The following is a 25,045-nucleotide window of genomic DNA, read 5'->3' on the forward strand; positions in this document are numbered from 1 at the left end:
TTTTTTCAAATAATACATGGTATTTATGTATCGGCTATAAAAAAGGAGAGCTTCTTTTGAGCTCTCCTCGTGATGATTATGGTTGTATACAGAAATGAGCAGATCCCGCTAAGTAATCACAACCTAGATTACAGTCGGTAGATCCATCAATTGCAACTTAATGCACGGCATAGGAAGAATCATCTTTGCGTGCTTCTGCCAATTTGAGCATCTCGTGAGCATGATGATTCGTTTTCTCGGTAATCTCCACGCCACCCAGCATACGTGCCAATTCATCGACCCGGCCATCTTCATGCAAGGATACAACACGGGTAGCTGTACGATCCCCAACAATCTGCTTCTCAATCAGATATTGATGATCTGCCATACAAGCGACCTGTGGAAGGTGAGTGATCGAGAATACCTGGCATTCCGAAGACAACTTGAACAGCTTCTCGGCAATCGACTGTGCTGCCCGGCCACTAACCCCAGTATCCACTTCATCGAATACAAGTACAGGTACCTGATCATGACGGGCAAAGATACTTTTGAGTGCCAACATGATACGTGACAGCTCACCACCGGAAGCAATTTTGCCGAGTGGACGAAGCGGTTCACCTGGATTCGGTGAAATCAGGAATTCTGCTGTATCGATACCCTGGCGGGTAATGCGAATATTACGGCCATTCCAGCATGCACCATTCGCATCTTCAATATAATCAATATTGACACGCAGTGAAGTACGCTGCATCTGCAGATCCTTCAGCTCTGCCTCTACTTGTTCGGCAAGTTCCCGTCCACATTCGCGGCGCAGTTTGCTCAGCTTCTCGCCAGTCTCCAGCAGCTTGGTGCGCAGCTTATCACGTTTGTCGGTAAGCTCAAGCAGACGCTCATCCTTATTTTCCAGCAAATCTGTCTCATGCTGGATTTTCTCATAATACTCGAGAATCTGTTCTACATTCTCTCCGTATTTGCGGCGTAGTCCGGAAATCAGATTCAGACGGGATTCCACTTCTTCAAGACGTCCCGGATTGAATTCAATATTCTCCTGGTAACTGCGCAGCTGGTATACAGCATCTTCCAGCTGATAATAGGCTGATTGCAGCTGCTCTACAATAGGATCGAGATTCTTGGAGTCATAGCGGGATACATCGCCCAGACGGGACAATGCTACGCTAAGTGCGCCCATGCTGCCATCACCATTCAGATTATGATAGCTACCTGATACGGAATCCATCATTTTCTCGCTATGTGCAAGGCGCAGACGCTCTTCCTGCAGCTCTTCATCTTCACCCGGCTGCAGATTCGCAGAAGAGATCTCTTCGAGCTGGAAGCGATACAGATCCATCATCTGATACGTTTTTTGACTGGTTTCCTGCAGATCACGCAATTCGCGTTCGACCTTGATATAGGCATTGTATTGCTCATGATATTTCATTTTGACCGGACCGATCTTGACATCGCCGAATGTATCCAGCAATCCCAGATGACGTTCCGGCTTCATCAGAGACTGGTGCTCATGCTGGCCGTGGATGTTAACCAGCTGTTCGCCTACTTCACGCAGCATCGACAGATTGACGAGCTGCCCGTTAATGCGTCCGGTGCTTTTGCCATTTACCGTTACTTCACGGCGAATAACCAGATGCTCCTCTGCTGTTCCCTGAATACCGAGACGGGATAAGGTATCCCATACCGGATGGGTCGCGCGCAGTTCGAACAGCGCTTCCATCTCTGCTTTGTCGCATCCGTAACGAACCAGATCCGCTGAGCCTCTTCCGCCTGCAATAAGACCGAGCGCATCGATAATGATGGATTTACCAGCACCGGTCTCACCGCTCAGTACATGGAATCCTTTATGAAAGTAAACGTCGATTTCTTCAATAACAGCCAGGTTTTTAATGCTCAGCATGACCAGCATGGAGCTCACTCCTCTTCGTGTACAAGACTAGGGAGCAACGCTTTTCACCACAGACTATACTTCCGGCAAATCGCAGACTGGCTGCATTGAACACGACGCATGGATCAAGTAGATTCTGTAACTAGGAGATGAATCCCATAATCTGCTCGATTACTTTCTGGCTGTCTTCTTCGGTACGGCAAATGATCAGCATCGTATCATCACCGGAAATGGTACCCATAATCTGTGACCATTCCATGCTGTCGATCAGGGACGCAATGGAGTTGGCTGTACCGGGCAGACATCTCATAACTACCAGATTGGTCGTAAAATCAATTTGCAGGAAATTGTCCACCAGTGCACGTTTAAGCTTTTGCACGGGGTTATAGCGTTGATCCGTTGGTAAAGAATATTTATATCTTCCGTCATCCGTCGGAATTTTGATTAGCAATAGTTCTTTGATATCCCTGGATACGGTAGCCTGGGTAACCTGGAAGCCCGCTTGGCGCAATGCTTCAACCAGATCGTCCTGTGTCTCGATATCCTGGTGTGTAATAATTTCTCTAATTTTGATATGTCGCTGTCCCTTCATACAGACCTCCGTTAATGGTATGCTCTATAGTTAGCATGCAAGTGATTATTGTCGTAAATACCTGTGAATAATAGGTTTATCTTATGCAATCAGACCTATAATTATTCGCTATGGATCAGGTATAATCCTTTGTATAAATGGAAAATATTGTAGTCCATTTAACGACATTCAATCCAGCTTCGCACATTATCCTATTGTAACATCCAGAACGGTAAGGTCCAACCCTGTAGCAAAATGGTTATTGGGCGGAACGTTCGTTCTCATTATATAGGAATATCTGTTCGTAAATCAATAGCCAAATAAAACTTTAATCGTTAAATTTTTTACAACGTTATCTCCTGTCTTCCAGCTGCTCCAGTCTCCAGCACAAGAAGCCTGCTGCCAGCGTGAAGCTTAGCAGCAAGCTTTTTCTGTGTCGGCTCACTGTCATTTTAACTTTATTTTATAAATCTTGTTATAAGCCGTACTGCCTCTGTATGGCTGCTCTAAATCCACTTTTACTGGTGTTTGGCTGCTCCACCTCTAAAGGTATGTGAGGCTTCTGCGGCTGTCTTGGCAGCCAATTGCTCAATATCCAGTATATCCAGCTGCTCGATCGTATCATCTCCCTCACCGGATGGCAGATACCAATGAGCGAGGAACTCGATATTACCCTCTCCCCCTGTAATCGGCGAGAATGTAAGATCTTTTAATACATATCCCATTTCCCGGGCAAAAGATAATACATTCAGCAGTACTTCCTGATGAACTTTGGGATCGCGTACAACGCCGGTTTTGCCTACTTTCTCCCGTCCTGCCTCGAACTGAGGTTTGATCAGCGCTGCGATATCCGCTGGCTTGTCCAGCAATTCCTTCAGCGGAGGCAGCATCAGACGAAGCGAGATAAAGGATACATCAATACTGGCAAAGTTCGGCACGGGACCTTCCAGCTGATCAGGCGTCATATAGCGAAAATTAGTTCGCTCCATTACACAGACCTGAGGGTGATTACGCAGCGACCAGTCCAGCTGGTTGTAACCTACATCAATCGCATAGACATATTCTGCACCATTTTGCAGCGCACAATCTGTGAATCCTCCAGTAGATGAACCAATATCCAGCATCGTCCGACCGGTCATATCAATCCCGAAATGCTTAAGTGCCTTTTCCAGCTTCAGACCACCGCGACTTACATATGGATGTATAGCGCCTTTAACATTCAGCGCTGTATCGCGGCCAATCTTCATTCCCGGCTTTTCCAAACGTTCGGTGCCGGCATAGACCAGACCAGCCATAACGGCTGCTTTGGCCTTTTCACGGCTTTCATAATAGCCCTGCTCTACGAGTAGTACGTCAACCCGCTCTTTATCACTTGCCATGGTAAGTAACTCCTACCTTCATTTTAATAATAAATACGTGGGGATCGATGTTATCTAATTAGAACGCCAAGTTGCTATGAGATGCTTATGCAGCTCTCATCTATTGTACTGCCACACCCGACATTAACGTTAGAGCATACAGTGAAAATAATATAAAAATTCATTCATCCGCTCAAACAGCAAACGAAGCGGAAAGATGCCCTCCCGCTTCGTTACTATCGATTTTACTTGTTACTGTCGGTAGTTATGCAGAACAATTTTTGATACAAAAAGTTTGTTCCTGCGATATCACCGTTGTATTCCAGGTATTCCAGGTATTCCAGGTACCAGTAAATTATACGGAATTTTTCTGGAACGTCCAGGCTTTGCCGGGAGCCAGTGCGCGCAGAGATGCGGCAATATTTTCCGGTGTCAGGCCTGCTTCACACTGCTGATCCTTGATGCTGCCATGTTCGATAAATTCATCAGGTATACCCATCAGACCTACTGTCACATCATGCAGCCCTTTGGCAGCATAGAATTCCAGTACAGCACTACCCATGCTTCCTGCCTGGGATACTTCTTCGACAACCAGCATGCGTGTACCTTTGTCCGCCAATTCCAGCAGCATTTGCTCATCCAGCGGCTTCATGAAACGGGCATTGATTACAGCCACGTTCATGCCATCACGCTTGAGTTCTTCGGCAACTTCCATGCCCATCTGTACCATCGGTCCAGAAGCGAGAATCGCATAATTATCGCCTTCACGGACTTTTTCCCAGGTACCGATCGGGATTGGAACGAGCTGTTGATCCATTGCTACACCAAGACCGTTAATACGTGGATAACGGTAAGCAATAGGGCCTTCATTATAATCAAGCGCCGTCTTCATCATGTGACGCAGTTCATTCTCATCTTTTGGCATCATAATCACGATATTCGGAATATGGCGCATAAAGGCGATATCATATACCCCCTGATGAGTCTCTCCGTCCGCTCCGACAAAGCCGGCCCGGTCGATCGCAAACATTACATTTGCATTATGACGACAAATATCATGAACGATCTGATCGTATGCACGCTGCATAAAGGTAGAATATACCGCATAGACCGGCTTCATGCCTTCCATGGCCAGAGCCGCACACATTGTTGCTGCGTGCTGTTCCGCGATACCTACATCAATCATCCGATCCGGGAAACGCTTGGCAAACGGGAATAATCCCGATCCACCAGGCATTGCAGGTGTAACAGCTACAATACGCTCATCCTGCTCCGCAAGTTCGATCAGTGTCTGACCAAATACTTCGGTATACATTGGATGACCCGCAGCTTTGACAACCTGACCGGATTCGATTTTGTATGGCGTGATTCCATGCCATTTGTATGAATCCGCTTCAGCCGGCAGATAACCTTTACCCTTGATCGTCACAATATGGATCAGTACAGGACCATCCACATTGTCTGCCTGACGGAATGTTTCCAGCAATTTGGGCATATCATGTCCGTCTACCGGCCCAAAGTAGGTAAAGCCCAGCTCTTCGAACAGTACACCCGATACCATTGCATATTTCAGCGTATCCTTGAGCTTTTCTGCCGTTTTGGCAATTTTACCGCCAATCGCCGGGATTTTTTTGATCAACTGCTCAACTTCATCCTTGGCACGAAGATATCCTTTATCCGAGCGGATTTTGCCCAGATATTTGTGCATGGCGCCTACATTCGGTGCGATGGACATTTCGTTATCGTTCAGTACCACGGTCAGTTTGCGCTGCTCATGACCGATATGGTTCAATGCTTCAAAAGCCATACCGCCAGTCAGCGCGCCGTCACCGATTACGGCAACGACTTTGTTGTTTTCTTTTTTGAAATCACGTGCAAGTGCCATACCCATGGCAGCAGACAGCGACGTGCTGCTGTGACCAGCTTCCCACACATCGTGTTCGCTTTCATTTCGTTTGACAAAGCCACATAATCCTTTGTATTTACGCAGGGTATCAAAACGATCCATGCGTCCAGTAAGTACTTTGTGCACGTACGCTTGATGTCCTACGTCAAAAATAAACTTGTCTTTGGGACTGTCATACAAATAATGCAGTGCCAGGGTAAGCTCCACGACCCCGAGGTTGGAGGCCAGATGTCCGCCGGTTGCCGATAATTTTTCAATCAGAAACTGACGAATCTCTCCTGCCAGTACGGTTAATTGTTCTGTTGTCAGATCTTTAAGATCACTTGGTTGATGAATCTGTGGAAGCAGCACACCATTTCCCCGCTTTCCTTTGGACACATTAATGTACATCCAAATTGATTTTATTCAGCTATTCTTCGATATATTATTACTATTCACTATACCACAAGCATGACTTATTTCGAAATCTTGTCACTTTTGCGGCACTAAGTGTCGCTTATCTCTAGAATAGACGAACCTTCATGGCTATACGTAACCTTTAATGATCACGTTGCACCAGATAGTCAGCAATTTCCTCCAGTCGGCTCGAATCCTGCAGTCCGGCCTGCTGCAGCGATGTCTTGGCACTCGCTGTCAGACGGGCTACTTCCCGCTGCGATTCTTCCAGACCGATGAAATATGGATAGGTGACTTTTTGCAGCTTGCTGTCACTTTGCGTTTTTTTGCCCAGTTTGGCTTCGTCGCCAATCACATCCAGAATGTCATCCTGAATCTGAAAAGCAAGGCCGATATCCGAACCGAATTGGCGCAGTGCAGCCAATTGTGATTCCGTGGCTCCCGCTGTACGTGCTCCAGATGTCAGGGAAAACATGAACAAATCTGCTGTCTTATGCAGATGAATGTACTGCAGCTGAGACAGTTCGGTCATTCCCTGCTCGCCCTGCATATCTGCCACCTGACCACCCACCATACCACGCGGTCCTGCATACTCTGCCAGATCGCTGATGATGGCTACGACAGCTTCTGCAGGGACACCTGTTTGAAGAGCTCCTGCTGCGCTATGAAAAGCATGCGTTAGCAGTGCATCTCCTGCCAGAATAGCCATCGCTTCACCGTACACTTTGTGGTTGGTCAATTTGCCGCGCCGATAATCATCATTATCCATAGCAGGCAAATCGTCATGAACGAGTGAGTACGTATGCACCATTTCTACTGCACAGGCAACCGGAGCAGCAGCTTCCCTGCTGCCTCCAAGCGCTTCTGCCGCTGCAATGACAAATACAGGACGTAGGCGTTTGCCTCCTGCCATAAGCGAGTACAGCATGGATTGCTGCAGTGTATCAGGCACCTGCCAGCTCGTAGGCAGGGCATTTTGCAGATGTGATTCCATATAGGTAGAAATATCCTGAATATATTGCTTCAGTTCCGGACGGTTACTCAATCGGTTCACCGCTTTCTGCGCTGTCAAAAGGCTTTTTGCGCAGTTCTCCGTCTTCCTCCACGATCATTTCAATTTTGCGTTCCACTTCTTCCAGCTTGGATCCGCATACCTGAGACAGCTTCATTCCCTGTTGAAAAAGATCGATTGCTTTTTCCAGCGGAACATCGCCATGTTCCAGTTCGGAGACGATCTCTTCCAGCCGGTCCATCGCCTGTTCAAAATTAAGCTCCTGTTCCTTTGCTGCCTTTGCCATTGTTGTCCGCCTCCTCGATATGTTGTACCTGACAATTCAATTGTCCGTCTTCCAGCTTGACGGTGATCATCTCACCGGTCGTCACCTGATTGACAGACTTGACGAGCTGTTCCTGCTGTTCATCGTATACAAGGCTGTATCCCCGGGCCATAACCTTGAGGGGGCTCAGAGCATCCAGCTGTTTGAGGCCGAAGCCGAGTTTTTGTTGTTTTTGCCGTAAAATCTGCTGCATACGAAGTTCCAGCTGACGACGTGCGGTATCCGTACGTCTGCGTGCATAAATCAGCTGTTCCTGTGGATTATGTCTGGCCAATCGCTGATTGGAACGCCCAAGACGATCACGCTGGATATGAGCACGGCGCTGCAGACTGCTCGTCAGACGACGCTCCAGCATATCCAGACGGGTCATATGCTGCACCAGCTGACGCTGCGGATGTAGCAAAGCCGGTGAGCGCTTGAGACGATTCAACCGGTCACGTTGACGCTGGGACAGACGCAGTAATCCCTGTCTGAGCTGACGACGCATCTGCTGCACCTGAGCGCGCAGTTCGATAATATTCGGTACCGCCAGTTCAGCGGCTGCCGTAGGAGTGGCAGCACGAAGATCGGCAGCAAAATCGGCAATTGTAAAATCGGTCTCATGACCCACAGCCGAAATGACTGGAATCCGGGACTCCGCAATCGCACGAGCCACCATTTCTTCGTTAAATGCCCATAGCTCTTCCAGTGAACCCCCACCGCGACCGACAATCAGCACATCGGCTTCACCGATCCGGTTTAGATTGCGAATGGCTTTGACTACGGATGGTGCAGCTCCCTTACCCTGTACAAGTACCGGATAGACTACAATCTTCACGACGGGATAGCGTCTGCGAATGGTAGTCAAAATATCCCGTACTGCCGCGCCGGTTGGCGAAGTAATGATACCAATCGTACGTGGATACTGTGGTAGCGGACGCTTACGTGCAGAATCAAATAAACCTTCATGTTCAAGCTTTTGCTTGAGCTGTTCATACGCGAGATACAGACTGCCAATACCATCAGGCTGCATCTGGGTAGCATAGAACTGATATTGACCATCCCGTTCGTATACCGAGATATAGCCTTTGGCGATCACGCGCGCGCCTTCTTTTGGAATAAAAGGAAGACGTTGATTGTACGAAGCAAACATAATCGATTTGATACGGCTGCTTTCGTCTTTAAGGGTAAAATACATATGTCCGCTGGAATGGTGAGTGAAGTTCGATATTTCGCCTCTCAGCCATACTTCGGAGAGCAGCGAATCGGACTCCATTTTCATCCGGATATATTTGTTAATCTCCTTGATGGAGTATATACGCTGCTGTTGCTGCATAAGATCCCCTTTCTCAGTTCAAACCGTGGGCACGTCTGGCAGCTACCAGCGTGTTCTTCATCAGCATGGTAATCGTCATCGGTCCTACGCCACCCGGCACCGGAGTAATCGGACCGGATACTTCTTTGGCACTTTCGAAATCGACGTCACCGGCAAGCTTGCCAGTGTCCAGACGGTTCATGCCCACATCAATGACTACTGCACCCGGCTTAATATAGCTGGCATCCACAAAATTGGCACGACCGATCGCTACCACGAGGATGTCTGCTTGACGGGCAATTTCTTTCATATTGGTCGTACGGGAATGACACATCGTTACTGTCGCATTCTCACGTTGCAGCAGCAGGGAGACCGGTTTGCCGACGATATTGCTGCGGCCAATGACTACGGCATGCTTGCCGGACATTTCGATACCGGTACGCTTGATCATCTCGATCACGCCAGCCGGTGTACATGGCAGCAGACTGTCATCGCCGATGACCAGATTCCCTACATTGATCGGATGGAATCCATCCACATCTTTTTCGGGAGAAATAGCGTTGATAATTGCTTTCTCCTCAATCTGCTTCGGTAGCGGCAGCTGTACGAGAATCCCGTGAATATTATCCTGATTATTCAGCTTGTGAATCATCTCCAGCAGTTCTTCCTGGGAAGTCTCTGCCGACAAACGATGTACTTCGGAATAGTAGCCCAGATCATGGCAGGCCTTTTCTTTATTGCGTACATAAACATGTGAAGCCGGATCATCACCGACAAGGACAACCGCCAGACCTGGCTGGAAGCCTTCTGCTTTCATTTTGTCCACTTCCTGTTTGATATCTTGACGAATCTCCTCGGAAATCTGTTTACCGCTAATGATTGTTGCTGCCATGATAATCGCTCCTTTATCTGTTCAGAAAATTAATTTTTGATAGGGTAACGCATAAGGGTTAAGCTTACCATCATTGATTTTCATGCAGTGGGCTATTCTAGGGTGCGGATGCTATTCGTTAGCTGCGGTTTATCAGCCTTTTTGGGATTTCAATTTGTCCAGGTCATGAATCATTTTGCCGAGTACACCGTTAACAAACTTGCCGGATTCTTCGGTTCCAAAATGCTTGGACAGTTCAATTGCTTCGTTGACAGCAACTTTGGCTGGAACACCATCGGTAAATACCATCTCATAGACAGCCAGACGCAGGATCTGACGATCTACACGGGACAGACGGCTTACCTGCCAGTTCTGCAAATAATCTACCAACAGCTGGTCAATCGCTTCCTTGTTCTCCCAGATCCCGTTAACGACATCGAGTACATACGTTTTGAGCTGGGCTTCATCACTAAGCTCGACTTCGGATTCGTTATCGGCGGCTGCTTCTTCCAGCAGAATCATAATTGCTTCTTCTGCTTTTACCTCGTTCATTTCCATCTGGTACAGGCTTTGTACGGTAATTTCCCGCGCTAATCTTCTTTTCATTACTAATTATCCTCCTGGTGATTGCGTGTATGGATCTAATGCAATATCCATTACGGAACGCTCACCTTGTATTTTTCACGGTCAGGTGGCCAGCACCTGCCGGTTTATCAAATCCGCTGTCTTCACGAAAAAGAACACCGGTTGTTTTCCTGTGTTATATAAACGTAGAATCTGTCCATACCAACAAAAAAACCTGCCATTCAGCATTCCCGGTAATGCCTGCTATAAATAGGATTGCAATCCGGGAATGATGTATGACAGGGTTCAACGAAATGGACGCCAGCGGTCTGCCAGCCATTCGCTGATCCGTTGCCAGGGAATGGTTGGACCCAACCGGAGATCCCGGTTACGGCCGACGATATAACCTATGAACACTAACAATGCAAAGAACAACATATCCCAAAAGCCAATGATCAGATACAGTATGCCGCAGCCGATACCGGCCAGTACGCCAAGGATTCGTCCACCGTGAGTGTCCCAGATCGCTTTCCACATCATCAGGAGAACTCCCTTCTACTCCACTCTGCTTTTGAAGGCAGGGGACTGAACGATATTGGCAATATATACAGCAACAGACGAGACCGGAATACCGGTAATATCCTCGATCTGTTTTTGAATACTTTTCTGCATTTCTTCCGATAGACCTGGTATGGAATGCTCTCCATCCACAATCGCCCGGATCATAATCTCAAGACCTGATTCTACCACACGTACGCGTGTTTTGACATCACGAACTCCACGTGTACGCTCTGCTGCTTTGAGCGCCATATTCTCAATCGTCTCCAGCGAGATCTGTATATCACCGAATTCCGTACGCTGATGAACAGCATTCAGATGACCACGCTCGGTACGAATCGATACATAGAAAAAGCGAATACTCAGCAGGAACAGGATAACCGCCACCGCAATGACGGTAATATAAAGGGTCTGCTCATTCCGGTAATCAAGCTCCATCGGCACCTGTCCGCTTAGCAGCAGGATCGCCAGCACAGATAAAATTCCAATACTCAGGCTGTAAATAAACAATAACAGCCGATCCATGATTTTAGCCAAGAATGTGCGACCTCCTTACATTATAGTAAACCCCTGACAGTGACGTCGGGGGTTCAGTATTGAGCAGATTGATGCTGCTCATTTATTTCACACGTTGTGTAAACTCAGTCTCTTCAATTCGCTCTACTGTCTCGAGATGAACATCATGGATCTGTACGTTTACTTCTACGACATTCAGTCCGGTCATGGTCTCGATTGAACGTTTGACGTTGCGCTGGATTTCAGCCGCCACTTCAGGCAGACGGTGTCCGTATTTGATAATAACAGATACGTCTACAGCTGCTTCACGTTGTCCAACTTCCACTTTTACGCCACGGGACAGATTTTTGCGTCCGAGCAGCTCAGCAATCCCACCGGCAAAGCCACCGCTCATTCCGGCTACACCGTTCACTTCAATCGTAGCCAGTCCGGCGATCACTTCGATAACTTCCGGTGCAATCTGGATTTCTCCAATATCGGTCCGTTCGAATTCAGTCGGTAATGTACTCATTTTATACACCTCCTGCCAGATAAACTAAATATAACACGTCCCTGTTTGGTTGACAAACCGGATTATACCTCGTTTTCTTCGAGGAACTTGATATCAAAATCACCGCGCACAAACGTCTCATGGCTCAGCAGACGCATATGGAACGGGATTGTTGTATGAATACCTTCAATCGCGAATTCATCCAGTGCACGCTTCATTTTGGCAATCGCTTCTTCACGTGTTGGTGCCCATACGATCAGCTTGGCGATCATCGAATCATAATAAGGGGAGATCGTATAACCTGGATATGCGCCACTATCGACACGTACACCTGGACCACCTGGCGGCAGGTAGAATCCGATTTTGCCGGGACTTGGCATAAAGTTGCGCTCCGGGTCTTCCGCATTCACACGGCATTCGATCGACCAGCCGTTGATTTTTACTTCTTCCTGGGTAAAGGAAAGCGGGTTGCCTTCAGCCACATGGATCATTTCCTGAATCAAATCAACACCAGTGACCATCTCCGTTACCGGATGTTCTACCTGGATACGCGTATTCATCTCCATAAAGTAGAACTGGCCATCCTGACCAAGCAGGAATTCAAGCGTCCCGGCACCGGAGTAATTAACCGCCTGTGCTGCACGTACAGCTGCTGCTCCCATTTCGGCACGCAGCTCCGGAGACAGTACCGGACATGGTGCTTCTTCGACCAGTTTCTGACGGCGACGCTGTACGGAACAATCGCGCTCACCCAAATGCACGGCATTGCCATGACGGTCGGCGATAATCTGCACTTCAACGTGCTTCATACCGGTCAGATACTTCTCCAGATATACGCCGCCGTTACCAAAAGCTTTCTCGGCTTCCTGCTGGGCATTGGTAATCTGTTTAACGAGTGACTCTTCATCTTCTGCCAGACGAATCCCTTTACCGCCACCACCGGCAGTTGCCTTGATGATGACCGGATAACCGATTCCGCGTGCGATTTTTACCGCTTCATCCAGATCTTCGACGATACCGTCGGAACCCGGAATAACCGGTACGCCTGCTTCCAGCATAGTACGTTTCGCTTCGGATTTGTCTCCCATACGGTTGATCGCATCGGGAGATGGTCCAATAAAGGTAATATTGCAGGATTCACAGATTTCTGCAAAATCCGCGTTTTCTGCCAGGAATCCGTACCCCGGGTGTACCGCATCACATTCTGTCAGTGTTGCTACACTCATCAGGTTGGTTAGATTCAGATAACTGTCCTTCGACAGCGTAGGTCCTACGCAATAAGCTTCGTCCGCAAGACGAACATGCAGTGAATCACGATCTGCTTCGGAATAGACCGCTACTGTAGAGATGCCGAGTTCACGACATGCACGGATAATACGAACCGCAATTTCACCACGGTTCGCGATTAATATTTTTTGAAATTTCATTTTGCTTTTCCTCCTCCGGCCTTATACACGAATAGCACAGATTATTCCGGTTTTACCAGGAACAGAGGCTGTCCGTATTCAACGAGCTGTCCGTTTTCAGCAAGCACTTCAACGATCGTTCCGTTCACTTCCGCTTCCAGTTCGTTCATCAGCTTCATCGCTTCGATGATACATACGACGGATTTGTGGGTTACTTTCTCGCCTACACCTGTAAATGAACCCGCTTCTGGAGAAGGGGAGCGGTAGAACGTTCCGACCATTGGAGATGCAATGGTATGTAGAGTCGGATCCACTTCCGGTGCTGCCGTCGCAGCTGGGGCTGTAGGTGCTGCTTGTGGTGCAGCAGTTGGTTGACTGGCTTGCTGCATAACAGGTGCAGCAGTTGGAGCCTGTACATAGACAGTCTCTGCTTTACCCGGCTTGCGGATTACCAGACGGGAACCTTCATTTTCGATTTCAACTTCCTGAACGGACGTCTCATCCAACAGTTGAATCAGCTCTTTAATTTCGTTTAATTTAAACATCTATTAATTCACTCCTTTGGCTTCTTTGCCTGTAACCTGAGTATAATGTAAAACACTCAGTTAGGGGTAATTTCACATAACGCTATGTATTATAGCATATTCATGAAAAAGGCGGGAACATCTTCTTTAAAATGATGTTCCCGCCATAAATAACGCTATATATTATTGACTTTATATCCAGAAATTAGCGACGATCCTGCGGTCCGCCGACAAATGCCTGTTCTTCGGTATCCAGACCATATGCAGTATGCAGAGCAGATACCACATCATTAAGCCTTCCTGCTTCGATTACACAGGACACTTTGATTTCGGAGGTGCTGACCATCTTGATGCTGACTCCCTGATCGGAAATAGCTTTGAACATCTGTGCAGCTACACCGGGATGGCTGACCATACCTGCGCCTACAATAGATACTTTGACCAGATCCACTTCGGAAGTCACTTCATCATAAGGAAGCTCACCGCCAATATTCTCGATCACATTCAGCGCGCCCAGACGATCTTCGAGACTGACGGTAAAGGAAAAGTCTGCTTTGCCATTCATGACACCACTTTGCACGATAATATCAACGTCGATTTTGGCGGATGCCAGCTCACCGAACATTTTGGCGAGTACACCAGGCAGGTCGTTAACCCCTCTGATTGTAATCCGCGCCACGTTTTTATCGTAAGCGATCCCACTGACTACTGCTCCCTGTTCCATGCTTGCTTCCTCCTTCACCACGGTTCCTTCATTATAGTTAAAGCTGGAGCGTACAACGAGACGTACATTGTTGTGCTTGGCATATTCCACTGCGCGCGGATGCAGTACAGCAGCGCCAAGGTTAGCCAGTTCCAGCATTTCGTCATAAGAGATTTCATTCAGTTTGCGTGCACATTTGACGATACGCGGATCTGTGGAATAGATACCGTCAACATCCGTATAAATCTCGCATGTATCCGCCTGAATCGCTGCTGCCAGTGCAACAGCTGTCGTATCGGAGCCACCACGTCCGAATGTAGTAATCTCACCATCTGCCGTTGTTCCCTGAAAACCGGCAACGATAACGATTTTGCCTGCATCCAGTGCCTGTTGTACTTTGGCCGGACGAATATCTACGATCCGTGCACGTCCATGGTCCGCTTCGGTCTCAAAACCTGCCTGCCAACCGGTAAAGGATACGGCTTCGCGTCCTTGCTGGTGAATCGCCATGGACAGCATTGCAATAGAAATCTGCTCGCCGACTGTCATCAGCATATCCATTTCGCGCGCAGGCGGATTCGGATTCAGTAGTCGTGCCTGGTCAATCAGATCATCTGTCGTGTCTCCCATTGCCGAGACGACTACAACACATTGATGACCTTCATCCTGCTTTTCAATAATGCGCTTTGCTACACGTTGCATGCGCTCAATATCCCCGACGGAGCTCCCGCCGAACTTCATCACGTACAAAGCCAAGACCTCTTCACTCCCTACTTGATACAGGCATACAGCAAGGCCGCAGCCCGGATTGAACAGCGTATCCAGCATAACATGCATTTTTTTGCATGAAAATACTAATTCTTTATCAGTATAATACGACAACGCGCTAAGTACTACCGCAAATTTCAAGGCATTTCTTATCTATAGAGAAAAAGCTGTCCCTTTTACCCTGCATAAGGATAAAGGAACAGCCTTTCACTATTATGGCGAAGTCGCCTGTTTGCAGATCATTACGCGCGGGATACGTATTTACCTTCGCGTGTATCGATGATCAGTCTGTCGCCCTGGTTGATGAACAGAGGAACCTGAACCATATGGCCGGTTTCCATCGTTGCACTCTTCGTAGCACCAGTAGCTGTATTACCTTTGATACCCGGCTCTGTCTCGGTTACTTCCAGCTCAACAGATGTTGGTAGGTTGATTCCAAGAATCTCGCCCTGGTAGCTAACGATGTTAACTGTCATGTTTTCTTTCAGGAATTTCAGTTCCCATTCCAGCTGACTTTCGTTCAGCTCGAACTGGTCGTAGGTTTCATTGTCCATGAATACATGCTCGCTGCCGCTTGCATACAGATACTGTACGCCACGGTTTTCGATCTGTGCACGGGCAATAGTCTCACCTGCACGGAATGTGCGCTCAACAATGTTACCGTTACGCAGGTTTTTCAGCTTGGAGCGCACGAATGCAGCACCTTTACCCGGTTTTACGTGCTGGAACTCAATAACGGAGTAGATGTTGCCTTCTACCTCTACGGTCAAACCTGTTTTAAAATCGTTAACTGAAATCAAAATAACGCCTCCTCATATATGGTAAAGCCAAGTTTGATACAATATACGCCTATCTATAAAGCCGAACAGTTCCCTGAAGAGCTGTCCGGCAGACTGCCTATATATTGTACTATACCCCATAATCTACAGGATATTCTGTTTAAAGGGTTAAACTCTGTGATCAGCGAACGTTCGGGAGGTATCCTGTTAGCGTTTTTACAAACGTAATGGTTCAGCCTGTCCAATCGAAGCAATCCCAGTTTATTTTATTCGGCAAACATTGCTCCTGATCCTGCTAAGTGCAGGAAGAAGCTGCTTAGACCGGTAAAATCGTAAATTCTTTGCTGGAATGCGTCAGAATACGAATTCCATCTTCGGTAATCAGTACATCATCCTCAATACGTACACCGCCGAATCCAGGTAGGTAAATGCCCGGCTCCACGGTAACCACCATACCCGGCTGCAGCACGGTATCACTGAGCTTGGACAGACGTGGCTCTTCGTGTACTTCCAGACCGATACCATGGCCGGCGCTGTGACCATAGGCGTCTCCATAACCATGTGCCGTGATAATATCACGTGATAATGCATCCGCTTCCTTGCCACTCATTCCCGGTTTCAGATGCTGCAAGGTATGCAGCTGGGATTCCAGTACAACATTGTAAATTTCACGGTGTTTGTCCGACGGTGTACCGACGAATACCGTACGTGTGAGATCAGATACGTATCCATTATAGATAGCACCAAAATCAAACGTAATAAATTCATCATGACCGATCGGCTTGTCACTGGCTACTCCATGCGGCAGAGCAGAACGTACGCCCGAAGCGACGATGGTCTCGAATGACGGACCAGATGCTCCCTGACGGCGCATGAAAAATTCCATTTCCAATTCCAGTTCCTTCTCGGTAACTCCTGGCTTGATATAGCTCAGAATATGGTCATACGTACGATCGGCAATTGCAGTCGCCTGTTCGATAATGGCAATTTCTTCTGCATCCTTGAAGTTACGGATGCCCTCAAGCATACCGGAGACCGGTACGAGTTCCACTGGAGCCAGATGCTGCTTGTAAGCGGCATACCTGCTGTAAGGGACCTGATCCTGTTCAAAACCGATCGATCCTACACCCCATTTGGAAAGCAGTTCTTTGATCGTATCCACTACGTTTGGAGCATGCTCGACCACGGTGAACGCTTTGGCCTGTTCAGGCGCTTGGGTCATATAACGGAAATCGGTTAATAAATAAGCCTGTTCTGCCGTTACGATAACATAGCCTGCCGAACCGGTAAATCCAGTCAAATATCTGCGGTTAACACTGCTTGTGATGAACATCGCTTCAAGCTGGCGTTCCTTCATGGCCTGACGCAATTTATTTAAACGTACTGTACTCATTGAACCTCTCCCCTTCGCTCCGTTCTGTCTTGCAAATAGCCAGAGATTATTTTACCATACCCTGCGCATTTTTGAGAATAGTCAGTTAAATAATTCACTTTTTGACCCTACTCTGCATATTCTGGTAATGGTAAGTAAAATCCGCTACAATATGAGTATCAAGCATGTCTGTAGTACAAGAAATGCTTAGCCGGCAAACTTTTTTTGAATCCGGCAATAGAATAAGCGAAACCATCATCTTCCTGGATGATGAAGAATAATGGAAGGGTGACACGATTTGCCAAAACAATCCACTCCAGTTAGCTATGGCGGCCAGGCTGTAATCGAAGGCGTCATGTTTGGCGGAAAGCACGTCAACGTAACCGCCGTAAGACGCAAAGATGGTGAGATCACCTACCTGGAAGTTCCCAGACAGGATAAATCCTGGGTTCGTACACTCCGCCGCATTCCACTTCTGCGCGGTATTATCAGTCTGATTGATTCCAGCGCCAAAGGCTCCAAGCATCTTAACTATGCTGCAGATGCCTATTCCGAGGATCAGATGGACCCCGAAGAATATGCCCAGCAGAAACAAAAAGAAGAATCCAAAAGAAGTCTCAGCATGGTTCTGGGTGTAGCCGTAGTCGGTGTGTTGTCTCTGATCGTCGGCAAGCTGATCTTTACAATCGTACCCGCTATGCTCGAAGGTCTACTGTTCAAAAACCTGTTCCATAACCTGTTTTTGCATACTGTGCTAGAAGGGGTTATTAAAATCATACTGCTGTTGGTCTATCTATGGGGGATTTCCCAGACACCACTGATCAAGCGACTGTTCCAATATCATGGAGCCGAACACAAAGTTATTACCGCTTTTGAGAATAAAGCTGAATTAACACCAGAAAGCGTACAAAGATTCAGCCGTCTGCATTACCGCTGCGGCAGCAGCTTTATTATTCTGACGGTCATTATCGGCGTCATTATTTATTCCTTGTTCCCCTGGGATGGACTTGCTGAACGAATCCTGCAGCGTATTATCTTGCTTCCTCTTGTTATTGGTGTATCCTTTGAATTTTTGAAGTTTACGAATAATTTGCGTGATATTCCAGTGCTTCGCTATCTCGGTTATCCAGGTCTTTGGCTGCAGCTGCTGACAACCAAAGAGCCTACGCTGGATCAGCTGGAAGTATCGATTGCTTCCTTTAATCGGATGCGTGAACTGGATGCGCAGCTGGCTCATGCGTCTGCATCATCTGCAGTTCCCGAAGTTTCTCCTGACCCTGTGAAAGGATGATAAAAATGAGAAGGTCACCTACTCAATTGATTATTTTTGTCGTGATGATACTGCTGGCTGTGATTGGACTCGCTTCATCGATATATCGGATGATATTCATGCCTGCCACTTTTAACTGGGGCGGATTGATTGTAACAGTAGTTATTTTGGCAATTGCGTTTATGCTGCTTCGTTCTTCCAGAACTACTGTCGGTATGAGCAAACAGCCAAAAATAAAGCCTTCTGCACGTACAATGGCAAAACTCAAATCACAGCAAAGCCAGTATAAAACATCGAGTAAATCTGCTCCATTTGCCAAAAGCACTCCATCTCCATCCGGCAAACCCAAAAAGAATTACCCATTCCAGGTCATCCAGGGCAACAAAGGCAAAGATGATGAGGATGTACCGAAATTTCATTAAACAAACTTTTTATACACTTGGAAATGATATTTGCACAGCATCTTTCCTACCAAAAACGCCCCCTGCTCATACGCAGGGGGCGTTTTTTTAATGTTTATAATGATTATCTTGCGCTTATGACACGGATCGCTTGGTGAATATTCATTACTATTACAGATTCCAATAGGATTTAAGCTTGCTGACAATATCCAGTGGATTCTTTTTCAGGTCCTTGTAGCTGAAGAAGATACTGCCTTTGATATTACTATATTTCTCATTATATTTCATTTGATTAATGATCTCGTTGGATGTATTCCAGCCAATTTCCGGTGTGTTGATTTTGTAAATGGCTTGACCGATATACAGATCGACTCCCGTATTCTTGGTCTCATTGGCCCACCAGTCTACTACCTTATCATAATGAGCTGCCGGTAAAGAGAAGCTCCAGTATACTTGCGGAGCGATATAATCGATCCAGCCGTTTTTGATCCATGTGCGTGTATCAGCGTACATGCTGTCATATGCAGTTACACCCGCCTTGGTATCGGAACCGGTAATATCATTGGATTTGTTACGCCATACGCCGAACGGGCTAATCCCGAAACGTACAGATGGCTTGGACGCATGAATGGATTTGCCCAGATCACGGACAAAACTGTTGATATTGTTGCGTCTCCATTCACTTTTGCTTGTAGAGTTGCCTTTGTAAGCAGTATAAGCCTTGTCATCGTTAAATTTCTTGGAAGACGTCTCGGATGATGGGTAGAAATAGTCATCCATATGGACACCATCTACATCATAGTTATTCACGACTTCCATTACGGTATCGATGATGGATTGACGGGCTGCCGGAATACCCGGATTGATATAATACTTGCCGTCAAAATAAATCACCCAGTCCGGATGTTGACGCACGACATGATTGGAAGCCAGTGTGGCTGTCTTGGAATCGGTCGTTGCCCGGAAAGGATTGAACCAGGCATGGATTTCCATACCGCGCTTATGCGCTTCGGATACCATGTATTCCAGTGGATCATAACCAGGATTTTTGCCCTGGGTGCCGGTCAGGAACTTGGACCATGGCATCGTTGCCGATTGATACAATGCATCTCCCGAAGGACGTACCTGTACGAAAACCGCATTCATACCCATGGATTGCAGATCATCCAGCTGTTTGGAAAACTCCTGCTTTTGTTTGGCTGCGTTGGAGCTGCTTGGCCAGTCCAGATTAAACACGGTAGAGATCCACGCTCCGCGCAGCTCTTTGGATGCTGTTGTGCCGTTGCCTGTCGGTTTGGTAGACGGTGAAGCATTCAGTGTACTTCCTTTTCCATCAGCACTGCCTGTACTGGAACCTGAACCACCTCCAGTTGTCAGCGTTACTGTCTGCGTAGACTGATTCCAGTTAACGCCAAGACCGAGCCCTTCACCGATAAAGCGCAGCGGCACCATTACACGGCCGTTCTTGATCTGCACCGATGTATCCAGTGCAACCGACTTGCTATTTACTGTAGCTGTAGGTTGTCCGGCTGTAAGAACCAGCTTGTCGTTACCATGAGTAATGGTAACTGTACTGCTTGTCTGATCCCATGCAATCTCGGCACCCATATTTTCACTGATCAGGCGCAGCGGTACCATAGTGACATTGGTATCACTGGTAATATACGGAGCAGCGTCTCCCTGAATAGCTTTGCCATCCAGTACGATTTTGATGTTGGTGTCGGCGGCGTACAATGTACTGCTCACCAATGGAAAGACAACGACAATAGCGAGAAATAATGATAAATACCGATAAATTTTCATCCATGTACCTCCAGTAAATCTTTTACATGCTTGAATTGGCTTGGCTGTTGGCTTCTTTACGACTACTTTTCATATTAGGGCTAAATCACTTGTAATCACTTCATTTAATTAGACCTGTTCATTCTTCAAAAGTTGCGGACAAAATAAAAGACATCTGCCAGATAATCGACAGATGTCTGCCCTATGAATCGCTAATTAGCTCATTTTGCAGTCTTTGCAGTTCGGCTACACGCTCCGGATCGCGGCGGAAATATTCGACCAGTGTCTCGATCTGGGTGATCGAATCCCAGCTCAAATGATGCTCGATGCCTTCAACGTCCTTATATATATAATCGGGATTCACACCGATAATACCCAGAAAATCTTCCAGCAACTGATGGCGGTCTACGAGACGCTTGCCCATCTTTTTTCCTTTGCTGGTCAGTACCAGTCCGCGGTATTTCTCATAAATCAGATATTCATCCTTATCCAGCTTCTGGATCATCTTCGTTACGGATGAAGGATGAACTTCCAGTCCCTCCGCAATGTCCGATACACGCGCATATCCCTTCTGATCAATCAGCTTGTAGATGCGCTCCAAATAGTCTTCCATACTGGGCGTTGGCATCTTGCTCCCCCTTTGGCATACACTTTCTTATTTGTGATACGAGTGCCGTAGTATACGTATCAGGCACATAATTCATTCAATAATCATACATGGAATGTAGACAGCTTGGCAAGTTTTAACAGCGTTTTTCACCATAAAAAGAACCTTCAATGATGCCGCAAAGACCATGCATTGAAGGTTCTCCGGTTATGATGACAGCCGGCTCATACGCCTGCCGATTTTACTTTACAACTGCTCCATTAGGCATGCCGTCCGGCACTGTAGCCAGTGTCAGCTGATCTCCATGGGAAGCTGCCAGGATCATACCGCGTGATTCTTCACCGCGCAATTTGACCGGTTTGAGGTTGGTTACGCAAATCACTTTACGACCTACCAGCTCTTCCGGAGTGTAGAATTTGGCAATACCGGATACCACCTGGCGCTGCTCTGTACCCAGATCAAGCTGCAGTTTCAGCAGTTTATCCGCTTTTTTTACCGGTTCAGCAGAAATGACCTGAGCTACACGCAGTTCCACTTTGGCAAAGTCATCAATACTGATTTCTGCCTTTTCTTCGATTGGCTCAGCAGCTGGTACTGGTGTTGTGACGGTCTGCTGCTCTGTAGCTGCCTGATTGCTTGTATCTTCGGCTGCTTTGAGTACGCCGCCCATAGCTTCGACAATATATGCCACTTCTTCTTTGGCATCGAGTCTAGGGAATATCGGGTCGCCTTTTACTACACCGGTACCTGCAGGAATCTGTCCGTACGTACGGATGCTGTCCCACGTGTTCAGCTCTTCAGCCGTTGCGCCAATTTGTTCGCTGATCTGCTTCGGTGCACGTGTCAGGAACGGCTGCAGCAGGACGGAAATAATCCGCAGGGACTCTGCCAAATGATACATCACCGAATCCAGCTGGGCACGATTAGCTTCATCTTTGGCCAGTACCCATGGCTGGGTTTCGTCGATGTATTTATTGGTACGGCTGATCAGCTGACTGATCGCTGTCAGTGCTACCGAGAATTCCAGCTTCTCCATCGCCTGTTCGACTTTGTCGATTGTCTGTTGAACCGTATCTTCGAGCAGTCCGTCTACTTCGAGTACACGACCGGCATAAGCAGGAATCACGCTACCGCAGTATTTATCGATCATCGCAACCGAACGGTTAAGCAGGTTGCCCAGATCATTGGCCAGATCGGAATTGACACGATCTACAAAGCTCTCCGGTGTAAAGGTACCATCTGAACCAAAAGGCACTTCACGCAACAGGTAATAACGCAGCGCATCCAGGCCGTAGCGATCAATCAGCGTTACCGGATCGACTACATTGCCTTTGGACTTGGACATTTTGCCGTCTTTCATCAGCAGCCAGCCGTGACCGAATACTTTTTTAGGCAGGGGGATATCCAGTGCCATCAGCATGATCGGCCAGTAGATGGTATGGAAACGCACGATCTCTTTGCCGACCAGGTGAATATCAGCCGGCCAGAACTTGTTGAACAGCTCCGGATTTTCCGTACCATAACCCAGCGCTGTAATGTAGTTGGACAATGCATCGATCCAGACGTAGACAACATGCTTCGGATCGTCTTTTACTTTGACACCCCAGTCAAAGGTAGTACGGGATACAGCCAGATCTTCCAGACCCGGTTTGATAAAGTTGTTGATCATTTCGTTCTTGCGGGACTCCGGCTGAATAAAGTCAGGATGATCCTGATAGTATTGCAGCAGACGATCCGCATATTTGCTCATACGGAAGAAATAGGATTCTTCTTTGACCAGTTCAACCGGATGACCGCTATCGGGGCTTTTCCCGCCGATTACTTCGCCTTTGTCATTACGCACGACGTCGACCAGCTGGGTCTCGGTATAATAGGTTTCATCCGGAATACTGTACCAGCCTTCGTATTCTCCTTTGTAAATGTCGCCCTGCTTCAGCAGACGATCAAAAATTTCCTGTACTACTTTTTTGTGGCGATCTTCGGTTGTACGGATAAAATCGTCATAGGAAATATCCAGCTTGCTCCACAGGCTTTTGATCCCTTCTACGATGCCATCGATAAATTGCTGCGGCGTCTGTCCTTTCTCTTCGGCTTTGCGCTCGATCTTCTGGCCGTGTTCATCGGTTCCGGTCAGATAACGTACCTCATACCCTCTCATACGCTTGTAACGAGCCATAGCATCACCGGCTACAGTTGTATAAGCGTGACCGATATGAAGCTTGTCACTTGGATAATAGATTGGTGTTGTAATATAGAACGTTTTGTTGTCAGACATTATTATTCCTCCTTGGTTAGAATCAACGAACACAGCAGTCGGTATAACGGTAGATAAGCCGGTACAATACAATATATTCGACAGGATGCTGAGGCTGAGCGCACAACAAAAAGCCCCCGTCCCTAATGGGACGAGAGCTTATACTCACGTGTTACCACCCAACTTCCCTGCTCATTTGCATCAGCAGGCTCAGCGGCCCTTGCAGGCCGGCCATTAACGCTGGCTCACGCTGCAGCCTTACGTATCACACCCTCAGCGAGTGTTATGCGCTCGACTCCAGTTCCTCCCGGACCATCTTCTACAGCGGCTCCCAGACCGGTTCACAGCTGCTCCGGCTCTCTGTACTGGGCCTAACCCGTATACTTATCCATTCACTGGAAACGTATATGTGACTTGTGTAATTGAATATACCTAATTATTTGGGAAGCTGTCAAGCATTACGACGGCTTTGCATGAGCCCAGGCTCTTCGGATGAAGAAGCGGCTGCATGACCCGATGTAGGATCTCTGCGCTCTTTGGCAGGTGGTACCGGATCGATACCTCCCGGATGAAACGGATGACATTTCCCGATACGTATTGCTGCCATTAGACTGCCTTTGAACACTCCATGAACTTCAATCGCTTCCAGAGCATACTGGGAGCAGGTCGGATAGAATCGGCAGCTCGGTGGCTTGAGTGGAGAAATGAATTTGCGATAAATATGGATTGGCACCTGCACAGCTCGGCGGCTCCATTTCTGCGGCTTATTCACTGGCTTCTGCCTGCCGCATACTCGGTCTGATCAGCCGGTACACTGGTTTTCAGATGTAACGCCGGTCCTTCTTTGCCATCTCCGCCCTTGCTGGCAGTCGACTGCTCATCTGCCGGCAGATTGCCCAGCTGCATCCGGCAGTCTTTGCAATAACCAAATACTTCGAACTTGTGGCGGATAACTTCAAATTGCTCGGGCATATCCGTCATATCCATCGGACAAAAAGCGATCGGGTACGTTTTCTCGCACTGCAAACAAATCATATGATGGTGATGATGATCCTGACTGCAGTGGCTCTTGAATTTGACACCATCTTCGAATACGATCTGCTCCAGCACGCCAAGTTCCTGCATGACCCGCAGATTACGGTACACGGTATCAAAGCTGAGTCCGCTGTATTTTTGTCCCATATATTCATAGACATCTTTGGCTGTCAGATAACCCGGCGCTTCCGCGAACAGTTTGGCCAGCGTACGGCGTTGATCAGTAATCCGCAGTCCCTGTTTTGACATAATATTAATAATTTCCTCAGTAGACAGCATGAGTCGCTCCTCCTGTCATGGCTCTAGCTCATTTCTATTTTTAACCATTGTTTGTATTTTATTCGTAATAATAACTATTATACACCAAAAAAAGAATAATGCCGAGTTCTGCATACAATATTTTTGGT

The 25,045-nt window shown here is 47.4% G+C and carries 23 protein-coding genes and 1 pseudogene; 2 read left to right on the plus strand and 22 right to left on the minus strand.

Features of this window, described 5'->3' with window-relative positions; translation table 11 throughout:
* Positions 1-157: 157 nt before the first annotated feature.
* The 17 genes from recN to H065_RS0122130 form a co-directional block, all read right to left on the minus strand.
* Positions 158-1,897, minus strand: coding sequence for a DNA repair protein RecN (recN, locus tag H065_RS0122050; RefSeq protein ID WP_017815271.1), 1,740 nt, complete (start codon positions 1,895-1,897; stop codon positions 158-160).
* Positions 1,898-2,018: 121 nt separating this feature from the next.
* Positions 2,019-2,468, minus strand: coding sequence for a transcriptional regulator AhrC/ArgR (gene ahrC, locus H065_RS0122055; RefSeq protein WP_017815272.1), 450 nt, complete (start codon positions 2,466-2,468; stop codon positions 2,019-2,021).
* Positions 2,469-2,965: 497 nt separating this feature from the next.
* The gene (locus H065_RS0122060; RefSeq protein ID WP_017815273.1) at positions 2,966-3,826 is read right to left on the minus strand and encodes a TlyA family RNA methyltransferase; all 861 of its coding nucleotides are present in this window, start codon (positions 3,824-3,826) and stop codon (positions 2,966-2,968) included.
* A 334-nt stretch (positions 3,827-4,160) separates the two neighbouring features.
* Complete coding sequence (gene dxs, locus H065_RS26615) at positions 4,161-6,062, minus strand: 1-deoxy-D-xylulose-5-phosphate synthase (RefSeq protein WP_036630601.1); 1,902 nt, start codon at positions 6,060-6,062, stop codon at positions 4,161-4,163.
* A 187-nt stretch (positions 6,063-6,249) separates the two neighbouring features.
* The gene (locus H065_RS0122070) at positions 6,250-7,101 is read right to left on the minus strand and encodes a polyprenyl synthetase family protein (protein ID WP_193746798.1); all 852 of its coding nucleotides are present in this window, start codon (positions 7,099-7,101) and stop codon (positions 6,250-6,252) included.
* 43 nt (positions 7,102-7,144) lie between these two features.
* Positions 7,145-7,405, minus strand: a complete 261-nt coding sequence (xseB, locus tag H065_RS0122075) for an exodeoxyribonuclease VII small subunit (RefSeq protein ID WP_017815276.1) — start codon at positions 7,403-7,405, stop codon at positions 7,145-7,147.
* Positions 7,374-8,759 (minus strand): exodeoxyribonuclease VII large subunit, encoded by a 1,386-nt coding sequence (xseA, locus tag H065_RS0122080; RefSeq protein ID WP_017815277.1) that lies wholly within the window; start codon positions 8,757-8,759, stop codon positions 7,374-7,376. The genes xseB and xseA overlap by 32 nt, the downstream gene beginning before the upstream one ends.
* 13 nt (positions 8,760-8,772) lie before the next feature.
* Positions 8,773-9,630, minus strand: coding sequence for a bifunctional methylenetetrahydrofolate dehydrogenase/methenyltetrahydrofolate cyclohydrolase FolD (folD, locus tag H065_RS0122085; RefSeq protein WP_017815278.1), 858 nt, complete (start codon positions 9,628-9,630; stop codon positions 8,773-8,775).
* 132 nt (positions 9,631-9,762) lie between these two features.
* Complete coding sequence (gene nusB, locus H065_RS0122090) at positions 9,763-10,215, minus strand: transcription antitermination factor NusB (RefSeq protein ID WP_017815279.1); 453 nt, start codon at positions 10,213-10,215, stop codon at positions 9,763-9,765.
* 264 nt (positions 10,216-10,479) lie between these two features.
* On the minus strand, positions 10,480-10,713 hold the full coding sequence (locus H065_RS0122095) for a DUF2273 domain-containing protein (protein WP_017815280.1): 234 nt from the start codon (positions 10,711-10,713) through the stop codon (positions 10,480-10,482).
* Positions 10,714-10,728: 15 nt separating this feature from the next.
* Entirely contained in the window at positions 10,729-11,268 is a 540-nt protein-coding gene (gene amaP, locus H065_RS0122100) for an alkaline shock response membrane anchor protein AmaP (RefSeq protein ID WP_017815281.1), read from the minus strand.
* Between the two features lie 82 nt (positions 11,269-11,350).
* The gene (locus tag H065_RS0122105) at positions 11,351-11,758 is read right to left on the minus strand and encodes an Asp23/Gls24 family envelope stress response protein (RefSeq protein WP_017815282.1); all 408 of its coding nucleotides are present in this window, start codon (positions 11,756-11,758) and stop codon (positions 11,351-11,353) included.
* 62 nt (positions 11,759-11,820) lie between these two features.
* The gene (gene accC / locus H065_RS0122110) at positions 11,821-13,164 is read right to left on the minus strand and encodes an acetyl-CoA carboxylase biotin carboxylase subunit (protein ID WP_017815283.1); all 1,344 of its coding nucleotides are present in this window, start codon (positions 13,162-13,164) and stop codon (positions 11,821-11,823) included.
* 41 nt (positions 13,165-13,205) lie between these two features.
* A complete protein-coding gene (accB, locus tag H065_RS0122115; protein ID WP_017815284.1) occupies positions 13,206-13,688 on the minus strand; it encodes an acetyl-CoA carboxylase biotin carboxyl carrier protein in 483 nt (160 codons plus the stop codon).
* Between the two features lie 184 nt (positions 13,689-13,872).
* Positions 13,873-15,126, minus strand: coding sequence for an aspartate kinase (locus H065_RS0122120; protein WP_026136390.1), 1,254 nt, complete (start codon positions 15,124-15,126; stop codon positions 13,873-13,875).
* A 254-nt stretch (positions 15,127-15,380) separates the two neighbouring features.
* Positions 15,381-15,938 carry an elongation factor P gene (efp, locus tag H065_RS0122125; RefSeq protein WP_017815286.1) on the minus strand — a complete coding sequence of 186 codons (558 nt, stop codon included), beginning with the start codon at positions 15,936-15,938 and terminating at the stop codon, positions 15,381-15,383.
* A gap of 295 nt (positions 15,939-16,233) precedes the next feature.
* On the minus strand, positions 16,234-17,310 hold the full coding sequence (locus H065_RS0122130) for a M24 family metallopeptidase (RefSeq protein ID WP_017815287.1): 1,077 nt from the start codon (positions 17,308-17,310) through the stop codon (positions 16,234-16,236).
* Between the two features lie 277 nt (positions 17,311-17,587).
* Between H065_RS0122130 and H065_RS0122140 the strand changes: the two genes are divergently transcribed.
* Positions 17,588-18,580, plus strand: coding sequence for a DUF1385 domain-containing protein (locus H065_RS0122140; protein ID WP_017815288.1), 993 nt, complete (start codon positions 17,588-17,590; stop codon positions 18,578-18,580).
* Between the two features lie 5 nt (positions 18,581-18,585).
* Positions 18,586-18,981 carry a hypothetical protein gene (locus tag H065_RS0122145; protein ID WP_152425972.1) on the plus strand — a complete coding sequence of 132 codons (396 nt, stop codon included), beginning with the start codon at positions 18,586-18,588 and terminating at the stop codon, positions 18,979-18,981.
* 150 nt (positions 18,982-19,131) lie between these two features.
* On the opposite strand, the gene H065_RS0122150 is transcribed toward H065_RS0122145, so the two are convergent.
* The 5 genes and pseudogenes from H065_RS0122150 to H065_RS26620 form a co-directional block, all read right to left on the minus strand.
* A complete protein-coding gene (locus H065_RS0122150; protein ID WP_017815290.1) occupies positions 19,132-20,763 on the minus strand; it encodes a family 10 glycosylhydrolase in 1,632 nt (543 codons plus the stop codon).
* Between the two features lie 181 nt (positions 20,764-20,944).
* The gene (gene mntR, locus H065_RS0122155; RefSeq protein ID WP_017815291.1) at positions 20,945-21,370 is read right to left on the minus strand and encodes a transcriptional regulator MntR; all 426 of its coding nucleotides are present in this window, start codon (positions 21,368-21,370) and stop codon (positions 20,945-20,947) included.
* Positions 21,371-21,590: 220 nt separating this feature from the next.
* Positions 21,591-23,624 carry a methionine--tRNA ligase gene (metG, locus tag H065_RS0122160; RefSeq protein ID WP_017815292.1) on the minus strand — a complete coding sequence of 678 codons (2,034 nt, stop codon included), beginning with the start codon at positions 23,622-23,624 and terminating at the stop codon, positions 21,591-21,593.
* Positions 23,625-24,054: 430 nt separating this feature from the next.
* On the minus strand, positions 24,055-24,375 hold the full coding sequence (gene yidD, locus H065_RS0122165) for a membrane protein insertion efficiency factor YidD (RefSeq protein ID WP_017815293.1): 321 nt from the start codon (positions 24,373-24,375) through the stop codon (positions 24,055-24,057).
* A gap of 110 nt (positions 24,376-24,485) precedes the next feature.
* A pseudogene (locus H065_RS26620) lies at positions 24,486-24,917 on the minus strand (Fur family transcriptional regulator); the annotation flags it as partial.
* Positions 24,918-25,045 lie beyond the last annotated feature (128 nt).

Origin of the sequence: Paenibacillus shenyangensis (genome assembly GCF_000346635.1) — a bacterium.
GTDB classification, from domain to species: domain Bacteria; phylum Bacillota; class Bacilli; order Paenibacillales; family Paenibacillaceae; genus Saccharibacillus; species Saccharibacillus dauci.